This is a genomic window from Actinoplanes campanulatus (assembly GCF_014647795.1).
Lineage (GTDB): Bacteria > Actinomycetota > Actinomycetes > Mycobacteriales > Micromonosporaceae > Actinoplanes > Actinoplanes campanulatus.
Genome location: NZ_BMPW01000023.1, coordinates 99,585 through 123,554 on the forward strand (window position 1 = coordinate 99,585; position 23,970 = coordinate 123,554).

General features: G+C 72.2%; 25 protein-coding genes and 2 tRNA genes. 5 read left to right on the top strand and 22 right to left on the bottom strand.

The genetic code is table 11. The features are described from left to right. Positions 1-150: 150 nt before the first annotated feature. Both IEZ13_RS36415 and IEZ13_RS36420 read right to left on the bottom strand, forming a co-directional pair. Positions 151-1,215 (bottom strand): carbohydrate kinase family protein, encoded by a 1,065-nt coding sequence (locus IEZ13_RS36415; RefSeq protein WP_183225576.1) that lies wholly within the window; start codon positions 1,213-1,215, stop codon positions 151-153. Positions 1,216-1,258: 43 nt separating this feature from the next. Then, positions 1,259-1,666 (bottom strand): hypothetical protein, encoded by a 408-nt coding sequence (locus IEZ13_RS36420; RefSeq protein ID WP_183225575.1) that lies wholly within the window; start codon positions 1,664-1,666, stop codon positions 1,259-1,261. Between the two features lie 70 nt (positions 1,667-1,736). On the opposite strand from IEZ13_RS36420, the gene IEZ13_RS36425 reads away from it, so the two are divergent. After that, positions 1,737-2,378 (top strand): DinB family protein, encoded by a 642-nt coding sequence (locus tag IEZ13_RS36425; protein ID WP_183225574.1) that lies wholly within the window; start codon positions 1,737-1,739, stop codon positions 2,376-2,378. A 28-nt stretch (positions 2,379-2,406) separates the two neighbouring features. Here the strand turns inward: IEZ13_RS36425 and IEZ13_RS36430 are convergent, their stop codons facing one another. The 9 genes from IEZ13_RS36430 to IEZ13_RS36470 form a co-directional block, all read right to left on the bottom strand. After that, on the bottom strand, positions 2,407-2,913 hold the full coding sequence (locus tag IEZ13_RS36430) for a GAF domain-containing protein (RefSeq protein ID WP_183225573.1): 507 nt from the start codon (positions 2,911-2,913) through the stop codon (positions 2,407-2,409). An 8-nt stretch (positions 2,914-2,921) separates the two neighbouring features. Then, entirely contained in the window at positions 2,922-3,185 is a 264-nt protein-coding gene (locus IEZ13_RS36435) for a hypothetical protein (RefSeq protein WP_229795486.1), read from the bottom strand. A gap of 28 nt (positions 3,186-3,213) precedes the next feature. Beyond that, on the bottom strand, positions 3,214-4,842 hold the full coding sequence (locus IEZ13_RS36440) for a methyl-accepting chemotaxis protein (protein ID WP_183225572.1): 1,629 nt from the start codon (positions 4,840-4,842) through the stop codon (positions 3,214-3,216). Positions 4,843-4,953: 111 nt separating this feature from the next. After that, positions 4,954-5,430 (bottom strand): hypothetical protein, encoded by a 477-nt coding sequence (locus IEZ13_RS36445; protein WP_183225571.1) that lies wholly within the window; start codon positions 5,428-5,430, stop codon positions 4,954-4,956. A gap of 43 nt (positions 5,431-5,473) precedes the next feature. Next, positions 5,474-6,295, bottom strand: a complete 822-nt coding sequence (locus IEZ13_RS36450; protein WP_183225570.1) for a TIGR02452 family protein — start codon at positions 6,293-6,295, stop codon at positions 5,474-5,476. Between the two features lie 97 nt (positions 6,296-6,392). After that, positions 6,393-7,586, bottom strand: coding sequence for an ABC transporter permease (locus IEZ13_RS36455; RefSeq protein WP_183225569.1), 1,194 nt, complete (start codon positions 7,584-7,586; stop codon positions 6,393-6,395). Beyond that, a complete protein-coding gene (locus tag IEZ13_RS36460; protein ID WP_183225568.1) occupies positions 7,583-8,251 on the bottom strand; it encodes an ABC transporter ATP-binding protein in 669 nt (222 codons plus the stop codon). The genes IEZ13_RS36455 and IEZ13_RS36460 overlap by 4 nt, the downstream gene beginning before the upstream one ends. Beyond that, complete coding sequence (locus IEZ13_RS36465; protein ID WP_183225567.1) at positions 8,248-9,318, bottom strand: peptidoglycan-binding protein; 1,071 nt, start codon at positions 9,316-9,318, stop codon at positions 8,248-8,250. Before IEZ13_RS36465 ends, IEZ13_RS36460 begins: the two co-directional genes overlap by 4 nt. Further along, positions 9,315-9,881 (bottom strand): hypothetical protein, encoded by a 567-nt coding sequence (locus IEZ13_RS36470; protein ID WP_183225566.1) that lies wholly within the window; start codon positions 9,879-9,881, stop codon positions 9,315-9,317. Before IEZ13_RS36470 ends, IEZ13_RS36465 begins: the two co-directional genes overlap by 4 nt. A gap of 142 nt (positions 9,882-10,023) precedes the next feature. On the opposite strand from IEZ13_RS36470, the gene IEZ13_RS36475 reads away from it, so the two are divergent. The 3 genes from IEZ13_RS36475 (at position 10,024) to IEZ13_RS36485 (ending at position 12,451) form a co-directional block, all read left to right on the top strand. Then, on the top strand, positions 10,024-11,253 hold the full coding sequence (locus IEZ13_RS36475; RefSeq protein WP_183225565.1) for a sensor histidine kinase: 1,230 nt from the start codon (positions 10,024-10,026) through the stop codon (positions 11,251-11,253). A 52-nt stretch (positions 11,254-11,305) separates the two neighbouring features. Continuing rightward, complete coding sequence (locus IEZ13_RS36480; RefSeq protein ID WP_183225564.1) at positions 11,306-11,962, top strand: response regulator; 657 nt, start codon at positions 11,306-11,308, stop codon at positions 11,960-11,962. 69 nt (positions 11,963-12,031) lie between these two features. Then, on the top strand, positions 12,032-12,451 hold the full coding sequence (locus IEZ13_RS36485; RefSeq protein WP_183225563.1) for an SRPBCC family protein: 420 nt from the start codon (positions 12,032-12,034) through the stop codon (positions 12,449-12,451). 13 nt (positions 12,452-12,464) lie between these two features. On the opposite strand, the gene IEZ13_RS36490 is transcribed toward IEZ13_RS36485, so the two are convergent. The 4 genes from IEZ13_RS36490 to IEZ13_RS36505 all read right to left on the bottom strand — a co-directional run bounded on the left by IEZ13_RS36490 (position 12,465) and on the right by IEZ13_RS36505 (position 16,350). Next, positions 12,465-12,896 (bottom strand): hypothetical protein, encoded by a 432-nt coding sequence (locus IEZ13_RS36490; RefSeq protein WP_183225562.1) that lies wholly within the window; start codon positions 12,894-12,896, stop codon positions 12,465-12,467. Further along, the gene (gene gadC / locus IEZ13_RS36495) at positions 12,893-14,350 is read right to left on the bottom strand and encodes a glutamate/gamma-aminobutyrate antiporter GadC (RefSeq protein WP_183225561.1); all 1,458 of its coding nucleotides are present in this window, start codon (positions 14,348-14,350) and stop codon (positions 12,893-12,895) included. Before gadC ends, IEZ13_RS36490 begins: the two co-directional genes overlap by 4 nt. Before the next feature lie 242 nt (positions 14,351-14,592). After that, on the bottom strand, positions 14,593-15,861 hold the full coding sequence (locus tag IEZ13_RS36500) for a lipocalin-like domain-containing protein (protein ID WP_183225560.1): 1,269 nt from the start codon (positions 15,859-15,861) through the stop codon (positions 14,593-14,595). 168 nt (positions 15,862-16,029) lie between these two features. Further along, positions 16,030-16,350 carry a hypothetical protein gene (locus IEZ13_RS36505; RefSeq protein WP_183225559.1) on the bottom strand — a complete coding sequence of 107 codons (321 nt, stop codon included), beginning with the start codon at positions 16,348-16,350 and terminating at the stop codon, positions 16,030-16,032. A gap of 331 nt (positions 16,351-16,681) precedes the next feature. Between IEZ13_RS36505 and IEZ13_RS36510 the strand changes: the two genes are divergently transcribed. Next, complete coding sequence (locus tag IEZ13_RS36510; RefSeq protein WP_183225558.1) at positions 16,682-17,650, top strand: sensor histidine kinase; 969 nt, start codon at positions 16,682-16,684, stop codon at positions 17,648-17,650. 22 nt (positions 17,651-17,672) lie between these two features. Here the strand turns inward: IEZ13_RS36510 and IEZ13_RS36515 are convergent, their stop codons facing one another. From IEZ13_RS36515 to IEZ13_RS36545, 7 genes are all read right to left on the bottom strand, one after another. Continuing rightward, on the bottom strand, positions 17,673-18,974 hold the full coding sequence (locus tag IEZ13_RS36515; RefSeq protein WP_183225557.1) for a ferredoxin reductase family protein: 1,302 nt from the start codon (positions 18,972-18,974) through the stop codon (positions 17,673-17,675). A 90-nt stretch (positions 18,975-19,064) separates the two neighbouring features. Next, positions 19,065-19,138 (bottom strand) — tRNA-Cys (locus IEZ13_RS36520). Between the two features lie 12 nt (positions 19,139-19,150). Beyond that, positions 19,151-19,234: transfer RNA gene (locus IEZ13_RS36525), tRNA-Tyr, on the bottom strand. A 177-nt stretch (positions 19,235-19,411) separates the two neighbouring features. Continuing rightward, the gene (locus IEZ13_RS36530; protein WP_183225556.1) at positions 19,412-20,257 is read right to left on the bottom strand and encodes a hypothetical protein; all 846 of its coding nucleotides are present in this window, start codon (positions 20,255-20,257) and stop codon (positions 19,412-19,414) included. Positions 20,258-20,268: 11 nt separating this feature from the next. Continuing rightward, positions 20,269-20,763, bottom strand: coding sequence for a SigE family RNA polymerase sigma factor (locus IEZ13_RS36535; RefSeq protein WP_183225555.1), 495 nt, complete (start codon positions 20,761-20,763; stop codon positions 20,269-20,271). Positions 20,764-20,865: 102 nt separating this feature from the next. Next, a complete protein-coding gene (locus IEZ13_RS36540) occupies positions 20,866-21,867 on the bottom strand; it encodes a TAXI family TRAP transporter solute-binding subunit (RefSeq protein WP_183225554.1) in 1,002 nt (333 codons plus the stop codon). Continuing rightward, complete coding sequence (locus tag IEZ13_RS36545; protein WP_183225553.1) at positions 21,864-23,876, bottom strand: TRAP transporter permease; 2,013 nt, start codon at positions 23,874-23,876, stop codon at positions 21,864-21,866. The genes IEZ13_RS36540 and IEZ13_RS36545 overlap by 4 nt, the downstream gene beginning before the upstream one ends. Positions 23,877-23,970 lie beyond the last annotated feature (94 nt).

Genomic DNA, 23,970 nt, shown 5'->3' on the forward strand with positions numbered 1-23,970 from the left:
GCACACCGACGGCGCGACGTGAGCGCCCACCGGGCCGAAACAGCGCGGGCGGCGGATGGCAGGGGGCAGTGAGCCTGTGAGGAAGGCGGGGTGGCATGGGTGTGCGGCCCGGTGAGAAGGGCGGCGCCGGCGGGAAGGGCATGTGCCGGGTCAGTGGCCGGGGCTGACGTCGGAGAGGCGGGCGATCGTGGCCGTGGCCCGGTGGACCGCGTTGCGGCTGCCCGGCGGGATCACGTCGTCGAGGAAGCCGAACCGCCGGGCCAGGACCGCCTCGCTGGAGTCGCCGTGGTGGTGGGCGGCGCCGGCGCGGGTGGCGGTCCACCAGTCGGCGATGTCGCCCCAGCCGGGGGCCGACAGGGAGCCGCCGAAATGCTGCACCGACAGGGCGCCCACGAGGGTCGCGAAGGCCACCCGGTCGGCGAGCGGCCAGCCGCCGAGCGTGCCGGTGACGAAGCCGGCGGTGAAGACGTCACCGGCGCCGGTCGGGTCGAGAGCCTCCACCGGTACGCCGGGGACGGACGCGACCTCCCCGGTGCTCCCGTCGATGGCGAGTGCCCCGTCGCCGCCGCAGGTCACCACCACCACCGGAACGAGGGCGGACAGTTTCTCCAGGGCCTGGCGCGGCTCGTCGGTGCGGGTGTAGCGCATGGCCTCGACCGCGTTGGGCAGGAAGGCGTGACAGTCGGCGAGCACCCCGAGCACCTCGCACGACCACTGGTCGGTGTCGTCCCACCCGGCGTCGGCGAAGACGAGTGTCCCGGCGGCGCGGGCGCGGCGCACCCAGCCGGTGCCCTCCGGCGCCAGGCTCACGGCGGCGCTGCGGGCCGGAGGCAGGCCGTTGACCAGCCCGTCGGCGTCGGTGGGCAGCGGATGGCCGTGAGTGATCATGCTGCGATCCCGGTCGTACGCCACCGACACGGTCACCGGCGAGTGCCAGTCGTCGAGGCGGCGTGAGGCGGAGAGGTCGATCCCCTCCTGGCGGCTCAGCACCTGGTGGCAGAACTCACCGTAGGCGTCCGAGCTCAGCGCCGTGCCGAGCCCCGTGTGCAGGCCGAGCCGGCTGGCGGCCACCGCCAGGTTGGCGACGCCGCCGGGGCACGAGCCCATGCCGGGCGCCCAGACCTCGGTGCCGGGCTCGGGCAGCTCGCGGAGGCCGGTGAAGATCACATCGAGGTAGACGATTCCCGGGACGAATAGGTCGAGCTGTCGAGCCATTGTCCGATCTTAGCGCCGCTCCTATCGGCGAAGTGGCCTTTGATCAGCGAGCCTTCCGAAGGTCTACATGGGCGGCACGCAGTGTGTCCACAGTCCGGTCGGTGCCCGGCGGCCGCATTTCATCGAGGAGCCTCCATGCCTCGTCCAAGGCTTGAGACAGGTCACCGATGCGTTGCGCGTGCTGGCGCCGGACGTCCTCCCGCACCTTCTCGATGCGACGCATCCATCCCTCGGCGGCAGCCGACGGCGCCACCGGGGGCGGGGGCGGAGGCGGGGGTGGGTCGAGCACCTGCGAGGCCGGCACGATGGCGGCGATCGGCCGCCCGCCGTCGACCACGACGGTCACCTGCCCGGTCACCCCGGTGACGCGGACGAGTTGCTGGAACCGCAGGCGAGCCTCAGCGACGGTGAGCTCAATCCGGCGGCGAATCGGCGTTGCTGGTTCTCCCATACCGCGATGATGCGCCTGGGGTACGACAAATTCCGTGGCCGCTCGTCACCCGTGGGGATAAATTGCCGCGATGACTGAGAATTCCAGCGGCGCGCGGGACGTCCGCGAGGCGGTTGACCTGGCCATCGCCACCCTGCAGACCGCGACGGACCGGGATTGGCACACCCCGGCCGCCGGCCTGAGCTGGTCCTGCTGGGAAACGATCGAGCACATCGCCGACGATCTGTTCGCCTATGCCACCCAATTGACGCCGAGGAATCCGTCGCGGGTCACGTACGTCCCCTTCGGATGGCGGCGTGGCCGGCACGGCGCACCGGCGCTGACCGTCTACGCCGAGGACGGCGCGAGCCCGGAGGGCCTGCTCCAGGTGCTGGACTCGGCGGCCGGCCTGCTGGTGGCGGTGGTCGAGGTGGTTCCGGCGGACCGGCTGGCCTACCACCCGTACGGCGTCTCGGATCCGTCCGGTTTCGCCGCCATGGGAGTGGTGGAGACGCTGACCCACATGCACGACGTCGCACGGGCCCTCGATCTGGAGTGGGCCCCGCCGGAGGACCTGTGCGACCGGGCGCTGCGCCGCCTGTTCCGCGACGCGCCCACGGACACCGGCCGCTGGCCGACGCTGCTCTGGGCGACCGGCCGCGGCGACCTGCCCGGCCGGGACCGGCGGCCGTCCGACTGGCGCTGGGACGGCTCCCCCCTGGCCACCGCCTGATCCGGCCGGCGCCGGAGGATCCCGGCCGCTACCGGAGCCGGTACGCGTCGAGCAGCCGCATCACCTTCTCCGCCCCGTCGGCCAGCACCGCCCGGTCGACGTCGGTGAAGATCCGTGGCCGCGCGTCGACCACGCAGTGTGCCCCGAGCGCGTGCCCACCGCCGATCAGCGGCACCCCGAGATAGCTGCGCATCCCGGTCATCCGCAGGAACGGGTTGTCCGCGTGCCTGGGATCCTGCGTCCCGTCGACGACGCAGTAGGGCTCCCCGGCGAGCACGGTGTGCGTGCACATGGCCCATTCCGCGGGTGTCCCCTCCGCGTCGGCCACCCACCCGGACACCCCGTACGAGCCGATGATGAACTGTGAGGTGTCGAGGATCATCGACACCATCGAGATCGGCGCCTCGAGGAGCCCGGCACTGCGTTTCGCGATGGCGTCGAGGCTGGTCCGCAGGTCGTCGTCGAAGAGGTCGTACCCGGCGATCTCCCGGATCCGCTCCGGGACGCCGAGCCGGTCGAAGAGATCGGTGTTCACGGTGACTCCTACAGGATGCTGTGGGCGGCGGCGAGCTGGGTGTGTGCGGTGACCCGGATCTTGATGGCGAGGGCGCAGAGCCGGGTGGACGGGTCGGCGTCGTGCATGACGGCGAGCATCCGGTCCAGGCCGCCGGGCTCGTTTCCGGTGAGCCCCGCGGCGTGGAGCAGGTCGTTCCAGATCCGGGTACCGTCCCCGGCGTGGACGCGGAGCACCGCGGCCCGGGCGTCGTCCAGGGTGGGCCGGCTGAGCCCGTAGGGCGCACTGGTCACGATCTCTCCCGTCACGTGGGTCCAGGGTTCAGTGGCGGAAACCACCGACCAGGTTGGTGAGGTCCCCGGCGAGCCGGGTGAGGTCGGCCGCCGCCTGCTGTGTGGCCCGGGCGCCCTCGGCGGTGGCGGCCGCGACCTCGGCGACCCCGGAGACGGTCCGGGCGACGTCGCCGCTGCTGGTGGCGGCGTCCGCGACCGACCGGCTCATCTCGCCGGTGGTGGCGGTCTGTTCCTCCACGGCGGACGCGATGGTCGTGGTGTAGTCGCCGATACGCTGGATGACCTGGGTGATCTCGCCGATCGCGGTGGCCGCCGAGCCGCTGGACTCCTGGATCGCGGCGATCCGCTCGATGATCTCCTCGGTCGCCTTGGCGGTCTGCTGGGCGAGTTCCTTGACCTCGCCGGCCACCACGGCGAAGCCCTTGCCCAGCTCACCGGCGCGGGCGGCCTCGATGGTGGCGTTGAGGGCCAGCAGGTTGGTCTGCTCGGCGATGACGGTGATCAGCCGGACCACGTCGCCGATCTCCGCGCTGGCGGCGCCGAGTTCGGCGACCTGGTTGTTGGTGCGCTCGGCGACGGCCATGCCATCGTGGGCGACCCGGGCCGCGTCGGCCGCGTTGGAGGCGATCTCGGCGATCGAGGCGCTCATCTCCTCGGCTCCGGCGGCGACCGACTGGATGCCGATGTTGACCGACTCGCTGGCCGAGCTGGCGGCGCCGGCCTTCTCGGCGACGTCGGCGGCCCCGCTCCCCAGTTGGGAGCTGACCGTGGACAGTTCCTCGGAGGCGCTGGCCAGCGTGACCGCGGACCCGCCGATGGTGCCGACGGTGTCCCGGAGCCGGGTGATGGCGACGTCCAGGGCGCGGCCCATGCGCCCGGGCTCGTCGCGGCTGGTGAGCCCGGTCTGCCGGGTCAGGTCCCCGTCGGCCAGGCCTTCACAGACCTCGGTGACCCGGTCCAGCGAGCGGACGATGCCCCGCGCCACCAGGACGCCGAGCCCGAGTGCCGCGGCGACGCCGAGGATGAGCAGCAGGATCGACTGGAGGCGGCTGCTCTCGTGCCGGGAGCGGGCGTTGTCGGCCGCCTGCGCCGCCGCGGCCTGCTCGATCTGGACCATCTCGGCGAGGTGTCCGTTGATCTCGGTGGTCAGATCCTGGAGCGGGCCGTTGCGGATGGCCACCCAGGCGTCCATGTCGTTGCTCTGGGCTGCGGGGATCAGTTGCTCGTCGGCGGTCCGTACGAACTCCTGCCAGTCGGCTTTCACGTCGGCGACCATGGCCGGATCGGGGACCGGGTCGGTGGCCTCGTACACGGCCCAGGCCTTTTCGACGGCGTCGAAGTCCTCGGCGATCTGCTCCTCGTACTGTCCTTCGGCGTCGGTGTCCGCGTTGAGCATGTGGTCGGACAGGGCGAGCTGGGCCTGGGTCATCCCGTTCTGCACCGATCCCAGCGCCGCCACGCCCAGCACGTTGCTCCGGTAGATCGACTGTGCCGCGTCGCTGGCCGAGGCGGCCGCCCGCAGTCCCAGCACACCTATCAGCAGAGCGACCACCACGGCGACCACGATCGCAGCGATGATCTTGAGGTTGACGCTGAGATCGACCCAGAACCGCCGTCCTCCGGCGCTCGGGTCCGCCTCCCCGGTCACTTCGGTCATATCCAGTCTCCCTGGCCAGGCCCGGCCGCCCCACACCGGCCGCCCGTACTACTCACGTCGGCACCATCCGGCAACCTCTGAGCGACCCGGGCCAGATAAGAGGTGCGACGCTCAGGCGGCCCGGTCCTCGACCGGGCCGGGCCGGCGGACCCGGCGCGGCGGCGCCGTCCGCTCGCGAACCCGGTAGCGGACCGGCGGGGTGATCCGCAGCCGGCGCAGGAACGGCGCGAACGGGTCGCCGAAGGTGCGGGCCGCCGTGTTGAGCAGCAGCGCGGCGGCCACCATGCCGACCGCCGGCATGCCCAGCAGCAGGGCGACCACCGACCCGGTCAGCCCGCCCCACACCATCACTCGCAGCCCGACGTCGGCGACCGGGATGCCGCTGGGCCGCTGCCTGGTCCAGATCGGCAGGAACGACGACGCCAGAGCGAGCGCCACCGCGCCGAGCACGGCGGCCGCCGTCAGGAACGCCTGCGGCCAGTCGTAGTGCCGGCCGAGCGCGTAGCCGCCGGAGAGCACCACACCGAACCAGACCTTGGCGAGCGCCCAGCGCCCGACGCGGACCAGGGGATCGTCGGAATCCGTCATGACGCGCTCCAGCCGGGCTGCGACGGCGGACAGGCGGTAGCGACTACCCTACCGTCCGGCGCCCGGCATCGCCGGGAAGCGCGAAGGCCGCCCGGAACGCGTCGCGGACCGTCTCCCGGCGGTCCATGATCGCGAAGACCACCCGGTCGAACCACGGCCCGTCGCGCAGCGCCGCGGCGAAAACCCGCGCCACCTCGCCGGGGTCGTTGCCGAAGACGCCGCAGCCCCAGGCCCCGAGGACCAGTTCGCGGGCGCCGTGGGCGGCGGCCACCCGCAACACTCGCGCCGCCCGCCGGGCGAGCGCGCCGGAGACCTCCGCGAGCAGGTCCGGCTCGTTCCGGGTGATCGCCGCGCGGTTGGGGGCGGCCGAGGTCAGAATCGAGACGGGGTACGGGTGAGCAAGCAGCCGGCCGCGGTCGTCGCGAAAGACCGGAACCGCCGGGGACCAGATGATCCGGTCGGTGTAGAGCAGTCCCCGGTCGGCCCGGTGGAAGGCGTAGAAGTCTCCGGCGGCCAGCAGCGCGGGGTAGATCGCCGAGCCACGGGCGATGCTCTCCTCCTGCGCCTGGGCGCCGTTGAGGAAGCCGCCGCCCGGGTTGCGGGCCGACGCGAAGTTGAGGCAGGCCACCCCGGCGCCGACCCGGCGGGCGGCGGCCAGAGTGGACTCGGCGGTCACCTCGATCACCGGTGGGCCGGCCGCCGGGACGGGTTCGGGGAGCGGGTCGCCGGGCAGGTGAAGCCGGGTGCCGGCGACCGCGGCGGCGACGTCGCCGGCGATGTCCACGACACCGTCCGGCCCCTCATACCACCCCTGCTCGGTGATCGCGACCGTCTCCCGCGCGATCCCGCGCAACCTGGCACTCATGATCTCGATGATCGCCGCCCCCGGCGGATGGCACCAGGCATTTTGAGCGGCACGCTGCTCGGGTTCGTCGCGCAGCGCGCCGCCCAGGTCTGACGTCTCACGCTGTCCGGAGGGCTTCGGTCGGGGCCATCCGGGCGGCCCGCAGCGCCGGGTAGAGGCCGGCGATCGTGCCGACCAGGATCGCGGCGGCCAGCCCGCCGCCCGCGGCCTCCGGCGGGATGAGCGGCTGCCAGCCCCTGTTGACCGCCAGAGCCACCGTGACGCCGGCGCCCAGCAGTACGCCCACCCCGCCCCCGACCGCGCCGAGCAGCACCGACTCGACCACGAACTGTGCCGCCACGTGCCGCCGCGCCGCACCCAGCGCCCGGCGCAGACCGACCTCGCCGCGCCGTTCCAGCACCGAGATCACCATGACGTTGGCGATGCCGATGCCGCCGACCAGCAGCGCCACCGCGCCCAGCCCGAGGAACAGCGAGGTGCTGGCGTCGTCGACCGCCTGCCGGGCGGTGAGCACGTCGGACGGCTGACTGACCGAGGTGCGGCCCGGGTTCTGCGGGTTGGCGGCGCGCGGCAGCATGTTCTCCACCTGCTCGGTCAGCGCGGTGTCGGTCCGTACGTAGATCCGGCTCGGATGCCCCTGGTAGCCGAACTCGCTCTTCGCCACCTCGAACCCGATCAGCGCGGCCCGGTCGATCTCCGGCGCCAGGTCCACCTGCCGCAGGATGCCGACCACGGTGAACCACCGCTCGCCCAGCCAGACCCGCTCGTACCCGGTCACCTCGGCGATGCCCAGCACGGTCGCCGCCTGGTGGCCGAGGACCACCACCGGGTAGCGCGCGGTGGCCGCGTCCAGGAACACCCCGTCGAGCAGGGCGCCGTCCAGGGTGGACAGCAGCTCGGGGTCGGTGGCCCGGACGTCCAGCCCGCCGTGCCGGTTGGCCGGCATCCGGTCGTTGCGCAGCACGTGCGCGTCCGGGATCTGCGCGGTGCCGGACGCCGACGTCACCCCCTCGGTACGCCGGATCGACGCGGCCGCGGTGGCCGGCAGCTGCTCCTCGGGCGCCCCTTTGGGCTGGCTGCTGGCCACCGTGAGCAGGTTGGTGCCGAGCCGGTCGAGCTGGGCGAGCACCTGCGCCTGGCTGGACCGGGTGACGCCGAGGACGGCGACCATGGCGGCGATGCCGATGGCCACGCCGAGCACCGACAGCGCGGCCCGGCCCGGCCGGGTGCGCAGCCCGATCGTGGCGACCGGCAGCAGGTCGGCCAGCCGCAGCCGGGACAACGGGCTCATGACGCCACCCGCCCGTCCAGGATGGTGACCTGCCGCTGGGCGGCGGCCGCCACGTGGGCGTCGTGGGTGATCACCACGATGGTGGCGCCCTCGGCGTTGAGCTCCCGCAGCAGCGCCAGGATCCCGTCGCCGTTGGCCGAGTCGAGGTTGCCGGTCGGCTCGTCGGCGAAGAGGACCTCGGGCCGGCCGATCAGCGCCCGGGCGATCGCCACCCGCTGCCGTTCCCCGCCGGAGAGCAGCCGGGCCCGGTGGTGCATCCGGTGGCCGAGGCCGACCCGTTCCAGGGCCTCTTCGGCGGCCGCCCGCCGCCGCCGGGCCGGGATGCCCCGGTAGAGCAGGCCGGTCGCCACGTTGTCCCGGGCGTCGGCGTGGTCGAGCAGGAAGAACTGCTGGAAGACCACGCCGAGCCGGTGCGCCCGCAGCCCGGCGAGCCGGCGTTCGCTGAGCTTCTCCAGAGCCTCCCCGGCGATGCGGACCGAGCCGGAGGTGGGCCGGTCCAGTCCGGCGGCCAGGTTGAGCAGGGTGCTCTTGCCGGACCCGGACGGGCCGACCACGGCGACCATCTCACCACTGTGCACGGTGAGGTCGACGCCGCGGACCGACTCGACCGGCGGGCTGCCCGGGTACGTCTTGGACACGTCGGCGAGTTCCAGGGCGGCGGTCATGTCGCCGGCACCTCCACCCGGTCGCCCTCGCTGATGTCGCCGGTGACCTCGACCAGGCCGGAGGCGTCGTCGTAGAGGCCGGGCTTCACGTCGGCGTACGCCCCGGAGGCCAGCCGCACCCGGTAGCCGGTCCCCGGGGCGGCCAGCAGCGCCGCCATCGGGACGACCAGCACGTCCTGGTGTCTCGCGGTGGCCAGGTTGATCTGCACCGACGCCTGGTCCAGGGTGGCGCCGCCCTTCGGGGCGCCGATCCGCATGACCACCCGGACGGTGGCCGGCTCCTGGTTGCCGTTGTCGTCGGTGGCGCTGGTGGCCACCTTCCCGACCTCGAGCACCTCGCCGTCGACCGTCCCGGCGCCCGGCACGGTGACCGACACCTCGTCGCCGGCCCTGATCTGGTTCTGCTTCTCGGCGGCCAGGTCGGCGGTGACCACCCGTCTCGTGGTGGTGCCGGTCAGCACCGGCTGGTCCGGGCCGGCCGACGCGCCCACCCCGATCTTCGCCTCGGTGACCCGGACCTCGCCGGCCAGGAACGCGACCGTCCCGAGGGTCAGCCGGCCGTTCTGCGTCACCTTCCACTTCTTCTGGAGGCGTTTCACCGCGGCGGTGGTCGCCGCGGTGAAGTCCCGGTCCACGGTCATCTCGCCGTCCGGGTCCATGCCGAGCGTTCTCAGGTTGCGCTCCAGCTGGCGGACGTCGTCGCCGTCGGTGACGCTCGAGTCCAGATCCCGGTACGCCGGGACGTTGCCGTAGAGCAGCCGGACCGGTGAGCCGTCGACCCGGTAGAGGACGCCCCCGCGGCGGACCGTCGACCCCGCCTCGGCGGCCCCCGTCAGGATCCCGGCGGCGCCCCGGTGGATGACCGTGTAGGAGCCGTCGAACCCGTACGTCCCGGAGATCCGGAACCGCTGGGTGACCGTGCCCTTCTCGACCGCCACGGTGTTCGTGGGCACGTCGGTGGCGCCCGCCGCCTCCGGTTCCGCGGTGACGGTGTAGCCGGTGGCCAGGGCGCCGGCGGCGACCACCACCCCGGTCAGCGACACCGCGACCTTCCGCCGGGCGCTCACGAGATGCCCACCGGACCGGACCAGAACTGCTCGCACGCCTTGCGGGCGGTGTCCAGGCGGCTGCCCGGCTCCGGTTTCTCGCCCTCCAGGGACGTGCCCTTGATCGGGAACCGGCCCTGGGCGTCCGGGTCCGGCCACTCCGGCACGCCGTTCTCCCGGTAGCACTGCGCCATCTTGCGCAGCGCCTCGACGTCCTCGGGGCCGGGTGGTTCCGGATCGCCGCCCTCCTCCTTGGCGAGGGCGCCCTCCGGGATCTTCTCGATGGTCTCCCGGCAGGCCTCCTCGGCGGCGTTCCAGGTCTGCTCGCCGGCCTTCTCCTCGGCGGCGTTCATCTCGTCGTCGGGCACCTTGAGACGGTTGTCCTCGACGTACGGGTCCGGCATGTCGGCCACGCCGTGCTCCCGCAGGCACTGCACAGCCGCCCTACCCAGGGTGAGCAGTTCCGCGTCGGAGATCGTCGGAACGTACGACGAGGGATCCGTGGCCGGTGAGCCGTTGACGCCGGAACATCCGGCCAGGGCGACCATCAGGGCCGCCGCTACGCAACTCGTCACGATTCTCATGGGAGCCAGGTTGGCGGTCCGGCATGCGGCCGGTCGTCCGCGAGCGGTCCGATTCTTTCCGGTACGCGTATGCCCGCGGTCGTACACCGAAGTCAGACCGTGGACGGACGGCGGCCCGGCCCGGCGTCTCTAGACTGGGCGAATGTCCAGGTTAACCGGCCTCCGGTGGGTCGCCGTCGACGTCTGCGGCGCGGCCGTGCTCGTCATCGCGTCGGCGGAGGACCGCAACGAGACCGACCTGTGGGGTCCGTATGCCACGGTCATGGTGGCGAGCCTGCTGCTGGCCCGGCACCGGCCGCTGCTCGCGCTGGTGCTGAGCGTCGCCGGCACGGCTCTGCTCCACCTGCCCGAATCGACCGGCGTCGACCCGCTGGACCTGGCCGTCCCGGTGGCGCTCTTCGCGCTGGCCGCCGCCGAGCGGCCCCGGCGGGTCGGGGCGATCGCCTGCGGGCTCCTGCTGGCCGGGATCGGCGTGGCGAGCCTGGCCCGGCCGGTTGTCCGCGCCGACGTCCTCCAGCCTCCGGACACGCACGCCGTCGCCATCCGCGTCGAGAAACCGACCGGGCGGGTCGTCGTGGAGACCGTCGAGCCGGCCTGGCCGGACCGGCTGTGGGAGAGCAGCGGGCTGATGCTCGCGCTGGCCGCCGCCTACCTGCTCGGCGACAATCTGCGCGGCCGGCGCCTGCACCTGCGCACTCTGGAGCGGCGGGCCGCCGACCTGGAGCGCGAGCAGCGGCAGCGGGTGGCGCTGGCGACCGCGGCCGAGCGCGCCCGGATCACCCGCGAGCTGCACGACGTGGTGGCGCACGGCCTGTCGGTGATGGTGGTCCAGGCACAGGGGGCGGCGGCGGCCTTGAAACGCCACCCCGATCGTACGGAGCACGCGCTCCGTGACATCGTCACCACCGGCCGGTCGTCGCTGGCCGAGATGCGGCGCCTGCTGGCCATCGTCAGCCAGGAGCCGGAGCTGGCGCCGCAGCCCGGCGTGCAGGCGCTGCCCGAGCTGATCGACCGGATCCGGGCCGCCGGGACCACGGTCACCTTCACGGTCGAGGGCGAGCCGGCGCCGCTGCCGGCCGGGGTGGACCTGTCGGCGTACCGGATCGCCCAGGAGGCCCTGACGAACACGCTGAAGCACGCCGGTCCGGGGGCCGGCGCGGCCGTCCGCCTGGGTTTCCACGCGGAGTCCCTGGAGATCGAGGTGAGCGACGACGGCCGGCCGCCGGCCGGCCCGGCCGATATGACCGGAAACGGTCTTCGGGGGATCGCCGAGCGGGTGCGGCTGCTCGACGGCGAGCTGGAGACCGGGGCCGGTGACGGCGGTGGTTTCCGGGTGCTGGCCCGGCTTCCGCTGCGGCCGGTGAGCACTTGATGGCCGCCGGCATGGTGCCGGCCGGGCTTCCCTCGCGGCCGGGGAGCGCCGGATGACCATCCGGGTGGTGCTGGTCGACGACCAGGTGCTGGTGCGGACCGGCTTCCGGATGATCCTCGACGAGACCGAGGGCATCGAGGTGGTCGGCGAGGCCGGGGACGGCGCCGCCGCCGTGGAGGTGTCCGCCCGGACCAGGCCGGACGTGGTCCTGATGGACGTGCGGATGCCCGGCGTCGACGGCATCACCGCGACCGGGCGGATCCGGGCCCTCTCCCCCGCCCCTCGGGTGATCATCCTGACCACCTTCGACCTGGACGACCACCTGTTCGCCGGGCTGCGCGCCGGGGCCAGCGGCTTCCTGCTGAAGGACACCCTGGCCGACGACCTGATCGCCGCGGTCCGGGTGGTGGCGTCCGGTGAGGCGGTGACCGCGCCGACCGCCACCCGCCGGCTGATCGCCCACTACGTCGCCGCCCCGGCGACCGGCCCGGCCCGCGCCGACCACCGGCTGGACCCGCTCACCGCCCGGGAGCGGGAGGTGCTCACCCTGATCGCCCGCGGCCTGTCGAACGCGGAGATCGCCGGGTCGCTGCGCGTCTCGGAGGGCACCGTGAAGACCCACATCGGACGGATCCTGGCGAAACTCGGCCTGCGCGACCGCATCCAGGCCGTCATCCTCGGCTACGAGTGCGGCCTGGTCACCCCGTGATCCGCCGCGCGGTGGGATCCGCCGCCCCCGCCCGCGACTGAGCGCGCGCCCGCCCTACCATCCCTCCTCATGTTCGAATTCCCGCTGATCAGCGCCTCGTCCCGGGTCGCGCCGGAGCACTTCCACGCCCGCTGGTGCGACGTGGCGACCCACCCGCAATGGGCGCCCGGCATGGAGTACCTGCGTCTCGGCGAGCCGCTGCGGGCCGGCGCCCGCGGCGTCATGAAGACCCGTGCGGGGCAGGAGACGCCGTTCCTCGTCAGCGACCTGGTCCCGGGCCGGGTCTTCCAGGACACCGTCCCCTTCGACGGCGCCGACCTGACGGTCCGCCACGAGTCCCTCCCCGACGGCACCGGCAGCCGCCTCGAGCTGCGCGCCCGCCTCGACGGCCCGCGCGCCGCCGAGGTCGCCGCCGAGTTGGCCGGCCTGGACGAGGTGCTGGCCGGCGACCTGGCCGGATTGATCGCCCTGGTCGAGAGGGAGCACTGACCCCGGTGACCGCTCATTTCGCGGTGTCGGCCAGTTTCAGGTCCGCGACGAACTGCTCGAATTCGTCCGCCTCGTCCGGGCAGTAGACCTGGATGATGGCGCGCATCCCGTTCAGCGCCTGCTCGTCGGCGATCACCGGCCGGGCGCCCGGGCCGCCCGCGCCGTTGCTGAGGGTGGCGAGCAGCTGGGATCGGGCCAGCTCGTCGTTGGGTGCGGCGCAGACCAGGCCGCCGTCGTCGCCGAGCACCTGCGCGATCCGCTCGTTCGCCGCGGCGGGCAGCCCGAGCGTCGCGACGAGCCGGTCGGCCTTCCGTCTCGCCTCGTGGCTGCTCTTCGCGGTCCGGAAGGTGGCCAGCCCGATGCCCGCCAGGGTGAGAAAGACGATCCCGAGGATCAGGTAGGTGACGACCCTGGTGGTCCGGGGCGCCGAGTCGACGGTGGTCACGGCCGGTGCCCCCGCTCCGGGTCCGGCAGCCGCCAGCCGGGTTTGCGCAGCCGGTAGAACAGGTAGGGGACGAGCAGGCCGAGCCCGAGGGCGCCGACCGCGATGATCAGGACATAAAGTGCCGTGTTGCCGCCACCGAACTGCGAGGACGGCACGAACCCGATGGCCAGGGCGGCGGAGGAGGCGGCGAAGCCGACCACGCACAACGTGCCGAGCAGCGGCGCCCGGTAGCCGCGCGGGTGGTCGGGCCGGCGGCGCCGCAGCCGCATCGCGGCCACGAACATCAGCAGGTAGGCGATGAGGTAAACCTGCGTGGTGATCACCGAGAAGATCCAGTACGCGCTGGAGACGTCCGGGATGAACGCGTAGGCCAGGGCGATCACCGTGGTGAGGACGCCCTGCGCGACCAGGATGTTCTGTTGCACGCCGTGCTTGTTCATCCGTTGCAGGAACGGCGGCAGATAGCCCTCCTGCCGGGAGATGAGCAGCAGCCCCTTGGACGGGCCGGCCAGCCAGGTCAGCATGCCGCCCAGCGACGCGGCGACCAGCATGACGCCCACGACCGGGGTCATCCACTGCATGCCGAACTGCGCGAAGACGGTGTCGAAGGCCTGCATCACCCCGGCCGTCAGCGACAGCTCGTCGGACGGGATGAACCAGGAGATCGCCAGTGCCGGCAGGATGAGGATCACCAGGACCAGGCCGGTGGCCAGCAGCATCGTACGCGGGAACTCCTTGGCGGGATTCCGCAGCGAACTCACGTGCACCGCGTTCATCTCCATGCCCGAGTAGGACAGGAAGTTGTTCACGATCAGCACCAGGCTGGAGATCCCGGCCCAGGCGGGCAGCAGATGGCTCGCGTCCATCGGCGCGGCGGACGCGTTGCCCTGGCCGAGGAAGATCGCGCCGAGGACCACCAGCAGCGTCCCCGGTATCAGGGTGCCGATGATCAGCCCGGCGCTGGAGAGCCCGGCCACCGACTTGGCGCCCTGGGCGGAGATCCAGACACCGGTCCAGTAGCAGACCACGATGACCAGCGCGGTCCAGACGCCGTTGGCGGCGAGGGACGGGTCGAAGACGTATGCGAGGGTGCTTGCGACGTAGGCGAGCAGGCTCGGGTAGTAGAAGATGGTCTGGGCGAACTGGCACCACACCGCGAGGAAGCCCATCGGCTTGGAGATGCCCTCGGCCACCCAGTTGTAGACGCCGCCGGTCCAGCCGGAGGCGAGCTCGGCGGAGACCAGCGCGGTCGGCAGCAGGAAGACGATGGCCGGCACCAGGTACAGGAAGATCGCGGCCAGCCCGTAGACCGCCATGGTCGGCGACGGCCGCAGGCTCGCCACGGAGCTGGTGGTCATCAGCGCCAGCGCCACCCACGAGATGTACGCCGTGCCGGGCAGCGCCTTCCCCTGCCGTGCCGGGCTCCCCGCCGCGGCCGCGCCCGTCGCGCTCATCGTGTCCCCGCCGCTGCCAGGGAGACTTCGGCGTCGGGTTCGTGGCTGATGCGGTTGCGCAGGTCGCGGCGGCACAGCTCGATGACCCACCTCCACGCCATGTGGCCGGTGATCTCGGAGAAGTGCTTGATGATCCCCCCGATGCAGCCGGTGACGAAACCCAGCAGCAGCGCGAGACGGTAGCGCCGCCGCGCCGGATCGGTCGTGATCAGATGAAGCTGTCCGGTGGCCGGCGGCTGTCATCACGGCGTGCTCTTCGGCGGGGAGCTACCCATGCCGAACTGGGCGTTCTCCAGCGTGCCCTCGCCGTTGCCGGTGGCGGTGAGCCCGGCGGCGTCGAGTTCGAACCCGATCGTGGTGTCGTAGCGGGTGTACCAGACCTGGTCGATGCCGAGCCTGGTCATGGTGGCCTGCTGCGCCGCGCTCGGGTCGGTGAGGTACTGCCGGGCGACGATCAGGTTCTCGGTGTCGGTCATGGTGACCCGGGCGTGGTCGGTGCCGTTGGCGTAACGCCAGTCCACCGTGGCGTAGTAGTCCTTCGGGTAGGCCGGGTCGGGGTGCGGCCGCGGATCGAGTTCGGTGGCCGTGATCGCCCGTGGATCGAAGGAGGCGATCAACCGTTTACCGGTCCGCGTGTCGTCGACCAGCAGGATCGGCTGGGACGAGGAGTCGTACTCGGGACGCAGACGGAAGTCGACGCCGATGACGGCGTACTGGTCGATGCTGCCGCGCCCCCAGCGCCAGTGGTCGACGAACTCGGCAAAGGGGACGTTGCCCCAGTTGTGGTCGTGGTAGCCCCGGCCGGCGAACCGCCGTCGCTTTCCGGCGACGGTGATGGTGCCCGAGGCCTCTCCGGCGGGCACCGCCGCGAACCAGGCCTGGTACCTGTCGGTGTCATTGAGGAAGCGGAAGCCGGTCCCCGGCCGGAACGGCGAGACGAGGCTGGTCAGCGTGAGGTCGATCGCGAGATCCCCGTCGGCGCCCCGCATGCGGTAGGTCTTGAGGTCGCCCTTGAACGTGAACGGGCCGACGCGCACGTCGCAGCGATCGGTGCTGGAGGTGAAGTCGTCCCAGGTGTAGTTCTTCACGACGCGGTGGTTGGTGCCGTCCGGCTCGGTGATGATGAGGCTGACACCGGGCGCCCGGTCGGCTTCGGTGGCGTCGGGCTCGAACCCGTCGGTGGGTCTGGTCTTCAGGGTGAAGGAGACGACGGTGCCGTCGTCGCCGGTGAAATCGGAGTACCACCATTCGTACGCGTCGGGGTCGGCGTTGACGGCGGCGGTGCGGAACCCGTCCTCCCACTGCTGGTGATAGCTCGGGGACAACCCCACTCGCGCGAAGTCGGCCGGTCTGTTGCCGACCCAGTTGGCGGTGTAACCGTTCGGCGGCGGCGTGCCCGGGGCGGCCCGTACCGGGTCGCGCCCGAGCACGGTTGCGGTGGCCGGGACCAGAAGCCCGGCGGTGGCCCCCTGCAACAGGGTTCGCCTGCTGGTCCGTGCGGTGTGGTTCATGTCCTTCGCCTCCGGCGTCGCTGCCGCGATCTGACGAAATCCAAGGCAATTTCGCGTCTGTTCCGGTGCGGCGCTGACCGCGATACCCGGGACGACCGCATACACGGCCGCTATCGTGCGCCACCGCTGCGCTCAGCCGAGCGGTCGGCGATTTACGGCATTGCCGTATTATGTGAGTATGTGGGGTTTTTGTCTCGTGGCCGATGGCGCTTCGCCGCGCTGCCACTGACTGTCTGGCTGGTCCTGACCCTCGTCGGGCTTAGCGGCGTCGCGGCCCTGGAGCGCGCCAACCATGACGGCCTGGTCCTGCGGTTCCGCCATCGGGTCGGGCTGGCGGCGAACTTCGTCACCGGTCTCGTCCACGATCAGATCGAACACCAGCGCTGGCAGGCGATGACGTTCCTCAACACCCCCGTCGTCACGGAACGTGACTTCCTCCGCGTCGTCGAGGGGTCGGGCTTTCCGGCGGCGGTCCTGCTCGACACCCACGGGCGGGTGCTACGTGTGGCCCCGGCCGGCGCGCTACCCCTCGGACAGGATCTGACCGAACACCATCCACACCTGGCCGTCGCGGTACGCCAGGGCCGGCCGGCCGTGTCCTCGGTGATCACCTCGATCGCACACGGTCTGCCGGTGGTGAACATCGCGGTGCCCTTCGACGCCCCCGGCGGACGGCGAGTGTTCGCTGGATCGGCCGAGATCGCCGACAACCCGCTGTCGGCGTTCCTGTCCACCGCGATTCCCCCGCCCGGAGGTCCATCTCGACCTGGTCGACGCCTCCGGCACGCTCATCGCCGCCAATCAGGACGCCACCGGCGGCGTGCCGCTGCCCACCGCCCTCGACGCGGAACTCGCCGCGGCACGGCGAGGGCAGCAGCAGGGCCGGTTCCAGCAGGACGGCCGATGGTGGCGCTTCGTCACCCTGCCCGTCCCCGGCACCCCATGGCTGCTCACCGCGACCGCCACCGAGAGCTACCTGTTCGCGGCGGTGGCCGGCGCCGAACTGGGGACCCGCGTGGCCGTTCTCACCGCCGCCGCCGGGCTGCTGGTGGTCGGCGCGGTCGCCCGTACCCGGCGCGGTCGCCGGGAGCTGCGCCGGGCGAACGCGCAGCTGAGCGGTTTCATCACCATGCTCAGTCACGACGTGCGCCAGCCACTGGGTTCCGTCGTGTCCTACGGTGCGATCCTGCTCGAGGAATGGGCGGATCTGGAGGAGGAGGTCAAACACCGCTATGTCCAGCGCATCACCGCCGGCGGGCACCGCGCCGACCGCATCGTCGAGGAGATCCTCACCCTGTCCCGGCTCGACGCCGGCGCCATCACCGCGCATCCCGTGCCGGTGAACATCGGCCACGCCGTCCGGCAGGCGGTCGACGACCAGGGCCTCGATCCCGGTTACCGGATCGCCGTCACCGCGGACGACGAAGCCACCGCCCTCGCCGACCCCGCCTTCCTCCGGCTCATCCTCGGCAACCTGATCGGCAACGCCGTCAAGTACGGCAGCCCACCGATCGACATCACCGTCACCGCCACCGCGGACAACCTGACCATCCAGGTCAGCGACCACGGTGAAGGCGTGCCACCGCCGTTCGTGGGCCAACTGTTCGACCGCTTCGCCCGCGCGGAGACCGGCGTGGCCACCACCAAACCCGGCACCGGGCTCGGCCTCTACCTCGCCCATCAACTCGCCACCGCCAGCGGCCTGCGACTCGATTACCGGCCAGGCCGGCCGCGCGGGGCGATCTTCACTCTCACCCTGCCGCCAGGTCCCGTTCCAGCGGCGCCGTGATCGCCCGCCCCGCACCGGGGCGTCAACCCGCGAGGCGGAACAGTTCGGCGTGCACCTGGCGGGACGGGACCTTGAGGCGGCGCAGGCCGGCCAGGACCGCCTCGGTCAGGGCGGCCGGGCCGCACACGTACACGTCGCGGTCGGTGATGTCGGGGACCATGGCCCGCAGCCGGTCCGGGTGGAAGGGCTGGTTGCCGGGCCCGGTCCGGCCGGTCAGCAGGTGCAGCCGGGCGCCCCGGGCGGCGGCCAGGTTGCGCAGTTCGCCGAGCAGGACCGCGTCGGAGCCGCCGCGGACCCGGTAGAGGACGATCACGTCGTCGCCGATCCGCGGGTCCTCCAGCAGGGACCGGATCGGGGTGACGCCGATGCCGCCGGCGATCAGCAGGGTCGCGGTGCGGGCCCGCCGGTCCAGGGTGAACGCCCCGTACGGCCCTTCGGCGAACACCCGCGACCCGACCGGCAGGTCCCGCAGCCCGGCCGTGGTGCCGCCGACCGCCTTGGCGGTGAGCCGCAGCGACCGCCCGTTCGGCGCGGCCGACAGCGAGAACGGGTTGACCTGCCACCAGCGGTTGTGCCCGGGGAACCGCCACAGGAAGAACTGCCCGGCCCGGGCTCCCAGCCTCTCCAGGTCGCGGCCGGTCACGTGGACCGACACCACGTCGTCGGACTCGGGCACCACGGCGGCCACCCGCAGCCGGTGCCGGGAGTTGCGGACCAGCGGCACGATCACCCGGTTGGCCAGCAGCGCGCCGAGCACGAACGCCCACAGCCCCCACCAGTACACCTTCGTCGCCAGGTTGGTGGTGAAGGCGGTGCCCTCGACGTACTGGTGGATCAGGCCGAGCACCAGGACGGCGTAGAGCAGCAGGTGGACGGCGTGCCAGGCCTCGTAGGAGAGGCGGCGGCGGGCGGCCCGGATCGACAGCGCCACGACCAGCACGATGAGGGCGACCGCGATCATGCCGAGCAGCGCCGGCCACTGCTTCGCCAGGGTCAGCGCGGTGGCCGGCACCGGGTCGCGGCCGGCCCGGGCGAACCCCACGATCACCCAGGCCGGGTGCAGCAGGGCCAGCCAGAACACGGTGAGCCCGGTCCGCCGGTGCCAGCGGGTCAGCCGGTCCATGCCGAACGACCGGTCGAGCAGCGGCAATCGGGAGATCAGCAGCACCTGTACGGCCAGGGCGAACGCCAGGTACAGCCCGAGGAGGCGGCCGGCGGCGCCGATCAGGTTGTAGGCGGGCGGCCGGCCGAACAGGAACAGGACGTGGACGGCGACCAGGTTGACCACGAGGAACACCGCGACCGCGGCACGCGCGAGGATCATCCGCTCTCCCCCAGCTGGACCTCCATCATGGGGGGTGTACCGCGGTCGGCGCCGTCCGGTTCAAGACAGTCCGGAATTGTTTCTCAAGAATGGAAGCCGCAACCGGATTCGAACCGGTGTCGATCGTTTTGCAGACGATTCCCTAACCACTCGGGCATGCGGCCGTAAAAATGGCGTGCGGGCGACAGGATTCGAACCTGCTCAGCGCTTTGGCGACCGGTTTACAGCCGGCCCCGACTCTCCCACGTCGGCGCGCCCGCTCGGGTGAAAAGAAACGCCGCCCGCTCCCAGCAGGGGACGGGCGGCGCGGCAAGCATCGCGAACGACTCTAGCCACACCACCGGTCCGGGGCATAACAGACGCGACACATAGCCGATCTCCTTCTAGAGCCGTTCGAAGCTGTGGCCCACATTAATCGAGAGCCGGGAAACACGCAACTATTTGAATCGGTCGCCGGTGGCGAACTCCACCAGTCGGTCGATGGTGAATGGCAGCGACTCCAGCGGTTTCCCGCCCTCGCCGTTGGTGGACAGTCCCTGCGCGACGAAGACGACGGTGTCGTCCGGGTGCTGGAAGGCGACCCACTGGTCGACCCCGTCGCGCCCGCTCGGCCCGGCCACGATGCCGGCCTCCTCCCCCGGGCGGACTTCGCGCTTCTCGCAGGAACCGCCGATCCCCCAGAACGACTGGGCCAGCTCGCAGGGGTCGGCCGGCAGGTCGTTGCCGGGCCCGTGGACCTCGACCAGGATCTGCCCGGTCCCGCCGTCCTTGACCAGCGGCACCGACACCAGGTACGCCCAGTGGTCGCCCTCGACGGTGGCCTGGTGGTAGCGCCACGGGATGTCCTCCGGCCCGGTCCCGTTCGGCACCGTGTAGCCGGCCGGCGCCACCTCGATCAGCTTCTCGAGCAGCGCCACACCGTGCTGGTAGTGCTCGCCGGAGTCCGCGGTGGCGTCGCCGCTCGCCTCGGCCGGCCAGGACGGCTTGGTGTTCTCGTCCGACGGCACCTGCCCGGACGGGAAGGCCGTGGGGAACGCCTCCACCGGCGCGGACGGTCCGGCGGCCGGTGCCCAGGCCGTACCCCCGCCAAGGTGGCCCTGACCGGGCAGGGCCGCGAGGGTGACGCCCAGGACGACCACCGCGGTGCCGGCACAGGCCAGGATGTTGCGCCGCCGGGCGGCGCGGCGGGCAGTGACGAGCGCCGTCCGCGACTCCATCGGTGGCGGCTCGGAGTGCTGTGTGATGGTGGCGCGCATGGCGGTGCGAAGCTCGTTCTCGTCCATGGGAGGTCCCCTCAGTCGGCGTTCACGGGATGGGCGACCAGCGTGCGCAGCGTGTCGAGGCCGCGTGCCGCCTGGCTCTTGACGGTTCCCGCGGAACAACCGAGTGCCGCCGCGGTCTCCTCCACGGACAGGTCCTGCCAGTAGCGGAGCACCAGCACGGCCCGCTGCCGGGCCGGCACCCGGGCGAGCGCACCGAGCAGCGTCACCCGGTCGTCGGACGGCTCCGGGGCCGCGGCCCGCTCGATCCGGGTCTCCTGCGGCCGCTCCCGCCGCCACCAGCCCCACCGTCCCTCGTCGATGAAGGTCGAGATCAGGACCCGGCGGACGTACGGGTCGAGCGACTCGTGCCGCTGGACCCGGTTCCACCGCAGGTAGAGCTTGGTGAAGGTCTGCTGAACCAGGTCCTCCGCACGGTGCCAGTCACCGCAGAGCAGGAACGCCGTCGCCCGCATGGCGGACGATCTGGCCGCGAAGTACTCGGCGAACGCCTCGTCGCGGTCGGTCATCAGGTCTCCATCCCGTCGGTCCCGCTAAACACGAGGCAAGCACCGGGGAGGGTTGCATACGAATGTGGGAGGCCGCCGGAGCGGCCTCCCATCATCCGGTCGTTACTTCGGGGCGCCCAGGTCGTCGAGGGCCTTGGTGGCGCCGCGGTGGACGGTCACCGGGGCGGTCTGGCGGGCCGTCTCCAGCGTGATCTCCTTGGCCGCCGCGTTGGCCTGTTCGAGCTGGGCCTTGCGGTCGAAGAGGGTCCGGGTGAGCACGCAGGCCACGTCCGGGTCCAGGTCCTCGCGGACCAGCAGGACGTTCGGCACCACGATGGTCTTCACGTCCGCCGGGGTCCGGTAGGTGGCCGCCGGGATGACGCCCTCCTGGTAGACCTCGTTGATCTTCTGCATCTCCGGCAGCAGCGGGGTGATGTCCAGGAACTCGACCTGGTCGGCGCTGGTCGTGAGCAGGTCGGTGATGCCCGGGGTGGGCAGGCCGCCGGACCAGAACAGGGCGTCGATGGTGCCGTCCTTCATCCCGTCGACGGTCTTGGTGAGGTCCAGCTTCTGCGCCTGCACGTCGGTGTCCGGCTTCAGCCCGGCCGCGGTCAGCAGCCGGTTGGCGATCACCTCGGTGCCGGACTTCGGGGAGCCGGTCGAGACCCGTTTGCCCTTCATCCCGGCGACGTCGGAGATCCCGGCCGCCTTGCGGACGATCACCTGCGTGTAGTTGCTGTGGATCCGGGACAGCGCGGCCACCTTCTGCTTCTCGGTGAAGCTGCCGGTGCCGTTCACCGCGTCGGCGGCGGTGTCGGCCAGGGAGAAGGCGACGTCGTACGTGCCGGCCACCAGCTGCTGGATGTTCTGCACCGACGCGCCGGTCTCGGCCGCGGTGGCCTGGACTTTCCCGCCCACCGCGTTGATCTGCTCGGCGTACGCGTTGCCGAGGGCGAAGTAGACGCCCGTGGCGTTGCCCGTCGCGATGCCGATCCGGGTCGCGTCGGCCACCTCGCAGGTGACCGCGCCGCCGGTGTCGGTGCTCGCCGTGTCCTGCCGGCCGCCGCACGCCGCGGTCGCGACCGCGAGCATGCCGACCAGCACTGATCCCAGTATTCGTCTCATGCCTCTCCTCCGGGTGGGGTGGTGGTGCAAGGGCGAATCTCCACGGGGGGCCGGTGCCGGCGCTTCTCACACGCCGCGACTGCGGCGGCGGCCAGCAGCGCCGCCAGCCCGGCCGCGATCGCCACCGGGTCCAGGTAGAGCAGCAGCAGGCCGGCGGCCGCGGCCAGTACCCGCGTCGCCGGGCCGGCCGGGCCGACGCCGGGCAGCCACGCGCCGGTCGCGACGGCCAGCCCGAACACGGCCAGCCCGGCCACCACCGTGGTCCAGAGGACGCCCACCAACGGCCCGCGGGCCAGCAGGTGCTCGCCGTTGGCGGTGAGCACGAAGGCGATCGGCGCGAGGAAGGCCGGCAGCGCGTACTTCAGCGCCTGCCACATGGTCGCGATGGCGCGGCCGCCGGTGATCGCGCTCGCGCCCACGGCGGCCAGCGCGGTCGGCGGGGTCACCTCGGACAGCACCGAGTAGTAGAAGACGAACATGGCCGCCGCCGGGGCCGGTACGCCGAGACCGAGCAGCGCCGGGCCGATGATCACCCAGCCGATGATGAAGCTGGCCGTCACCGGCACCGCCAGGCCCAGCAGGGCGAGCGCGAACGCGGCCAGCACCACGGTCAGCGCGAGGACTGCCTGCGGCTCGTCGGTGATCGCGCGGGCGCCGTTGACCAGCAGCGACGCCAGCTGGGCGCCGAGGCCGGTCTTGGTGGTGGTCGCGGTGATCACCCCGGCCGCGGCGCAGACCGCCACCACCGGGAGGACGCCGCGTACGCCCGCGGACAGCGCCGTGAAGATCCGGGGCGGGGTGAGCCGGTGCCGCCGGTCCAGGAAGGACAGCGCGCCGGCCAGGATCGTCGCGTACACCACCGAGCGGGTGGCGCTCATGCCCAGGGCCAGCAGCACCACGATGACGATCAGGGAGGAGAAGTGGTAGCCGAACCGGGTGAGCAGCCGCCAGGCGCTGGTGGGCGGGGCGTCGACGGCGCGGACCCCGTACCGGCGGACGTCGATCTCGACGGCGAGCAGGATGCCCAGGTAGTAGAGGACGGTCGGGATCATCGCCCAGCCGAGGACGGTCAGGTAGGAGACGTTGAGGTACTCGGCCACGATGAACGCGGCCGCGCCCAGTGTCGGCGGCGACAGGATGGCGCCCACTCCGGCGGCCGCCAGCATGCCGCCGGCCTGCTCGGGTGGGTAGCCGGCGCGGCGCAGCATCGGCCAGGTCACGGCGCCGACGCTGACCGCGGTGGCCGTACCGGATCCGGAGACCGTGCCGAGCAGGAAGCCGGCGGCGACCGCGGTGCGCCCGGCCGCGGAGCGTGACTTACGGAAGGCGGCGACCGACAGGTCGACGAAGAACCGGCTCGCCCCGGACAGGTCCAGCACCGCGCCGTAGATGGTGAACAGCACGATGTAGGTGGCCGCGACGTCCAGCGGGGTGCCGTAGAAGCCGCTGCCGGAGTTGTAGAGGGCGTCGACGATCTGTGCGAAGTCGAGTCCGGCGTGCGCGATCGGCCAGGTCTGCGGCAGCAGGCCGCCGTAGTAGCCGTACGCCAGGAAGGCCAGGCAGACCACCGGCAGCGCCCACCCGGTGGTGCGGCGGCAGGCCTCGATCACCAGGACGAGCAGGACCGCGCCGAAGACGATGTCGACCGGTTCGAGCAGCCCCTGCCGGTTCAGGAAGTCGTCGTAGCCGCCGGCGATCGGATAGAGACAGACCACCAGCGCGGCGCCGGCCAGGATCCAGTCGGTCACCCCGGGCGTCTCCCGGCCTTTGCCGAGACCCGATTTGTACGCGAGGAAGACGAGCGGCAGGGTCCCGGCCAGAAAGATGATCAGGTAGTACTGGCTGCCCTGGGCGAGCGGGCGGAACACCTGCCAGAGCACGAGCAGCGCGACGGCGAACGCGACGACCGAGACGAACACCCCGGCCCGGCCGCTCAGCTTTCGGGCGGGCCGCTCCTCCTCGTCGTAGTGCACCGCGGGCGGGTCCACCGGAGATCGATCGTCGCCCATGAAACGGACAGTACTAGGTAGCATCCCTTCCTGTAACGATCGTCGCCCCGATCAGGGAGCGCGCCCCCGGGTGGGGCCGCGCTCCCTCCCCCCG

Coding starts and splice junctions, on each gene's coding strand:
- IEZ13_RS36415 (WP_183225576.1), bottom strand. CDS start 1,215: ATGGCTCGACAGCTCGACCTATTCGTCCCGGGAATCGTCTACCTCGAT.
- IEZ13_RS36420 (WP_183225575.1), bottom strand. CDS start 1,666: ATGGGAGAACCAGCAACGCCGATTCGCCGCCGGATTGAGCTCACCGTC.
- IEZ13_RS36425 (WP_183225574.1), top strand. CDS start 1,737: ATGACTGAGAATTCCAGCGGCGCGCGGGACGTCCGCGAGGCGGTTGAC.
- IEZ13_RS36440 (WP_183225572.1), bottom strand. CDS start 4,842: ATGACCGAAGTGACCGGGGAGGCGGACCCGAGCGCCGGAGGACGGCGG.
- IEZ13_RS36445 (WP_183225571.1), bottom strand. CDS start 5,430: ATGACGGATTCCGACGATCCCCTGGTCCGCGTCGGGCGCTGGGCGCTC.
- IEZ13_RS36450 (WP_183225570.1), bottom strand. CDS start 6,295: ATGAGTGCCAGGTTGCGCGGGATCGCGCGGGAGACGGTCGCGATCACC.
- IEZ13_RS36455 (WP_183225569.1), bottom strand. CDS start 7,586: ATGAGCCCGTTGTCCCGGCTGCGGCTGGCCGACCTGCTGCCGGTCGCC.
- IEZ13_RS36460 (WP_183225568.1), bottom strand. CDS start 8,251: ATGACCGCCGCCCTGGAACTCGCCGACGTGTCCAAGACGTACCCGGGC.
- IEZ13_RS36470 (WP_183225566.1), bottom strand. CDS start 9,881: ATGAGAATCGTGACGAGTTGCGTAGCGGCGGCCCTGATGGTCGCCCTG.
- IEZ13_RS36475 (WP_183225565.1), top strand. CDS start 10,024: ATGTCCAGGTTAACCGGCCTCCGGTGGGTCGCCGTCGACGTCTGCGGC.
- IEZ13_RS36480 (WP_183225564.1), top strand. CDS start 11,306: ATGACCATCCGGGTGGTGCTGGTCGACGACCAGGTGCTGGTGCGGACC.
- IEZ13_RS36485 (WP_183225563.1), top strand. CDS start 12,032: ATGTTCGAATTCCCGCTGATCAGCGCCTCGTCCCGGGTCGCGCCGGAG.
- gadC (WP_183225561.1), bottom strand. CDS start 14,350: ATGAGCGCGACGGGCGCGGCCGCGGCGGGGAGCCCGGCACGGCAGGGG.
- IEZ13_RS36500 (WP_183225560.1), bottom strand. CDS start 15,861: ATGAACCACACCGCACGGACCAGCAGGCGAACCCTGTTGCAGGGGGCC.
- IEZ13_RS36515 (WP_183225557.1), bottom strand. CDS start 18,974: ATGATCCTCGCGCGTGCCGCGGTCGCGGTGTTCCTCGTGGTCAACCTG.
- IEZ13_RS36530 (WP_183225556.1), bottom strand. CDS start 20,257: ATGGACGAGAACGAGCTTCGCACCGCCATGCGCGCCACCATCACACAG.
- IEZ13_RS36535 (WP_183225555.1), bottom strand. CDS start 20,763: ATGACCGACCGCGACGAGGCGTTCGCCGAGTACTTCGCGGCCAGATCG.
- IEZ13_RS36540 (WP_183225554.1), bottom strand. CDS start 21,867: ATGAGACGAATACTGGGATCAGTGCTGGTCGGCATGCTCGCGGTCGCG.
- IEZ13_RS36545 (WP_183225553.1), bottom strand. CDS start 23,876: ATGGGCGACGATCGATCTCCGGTGGACCCGCCCGCGGTGCACTACGAC.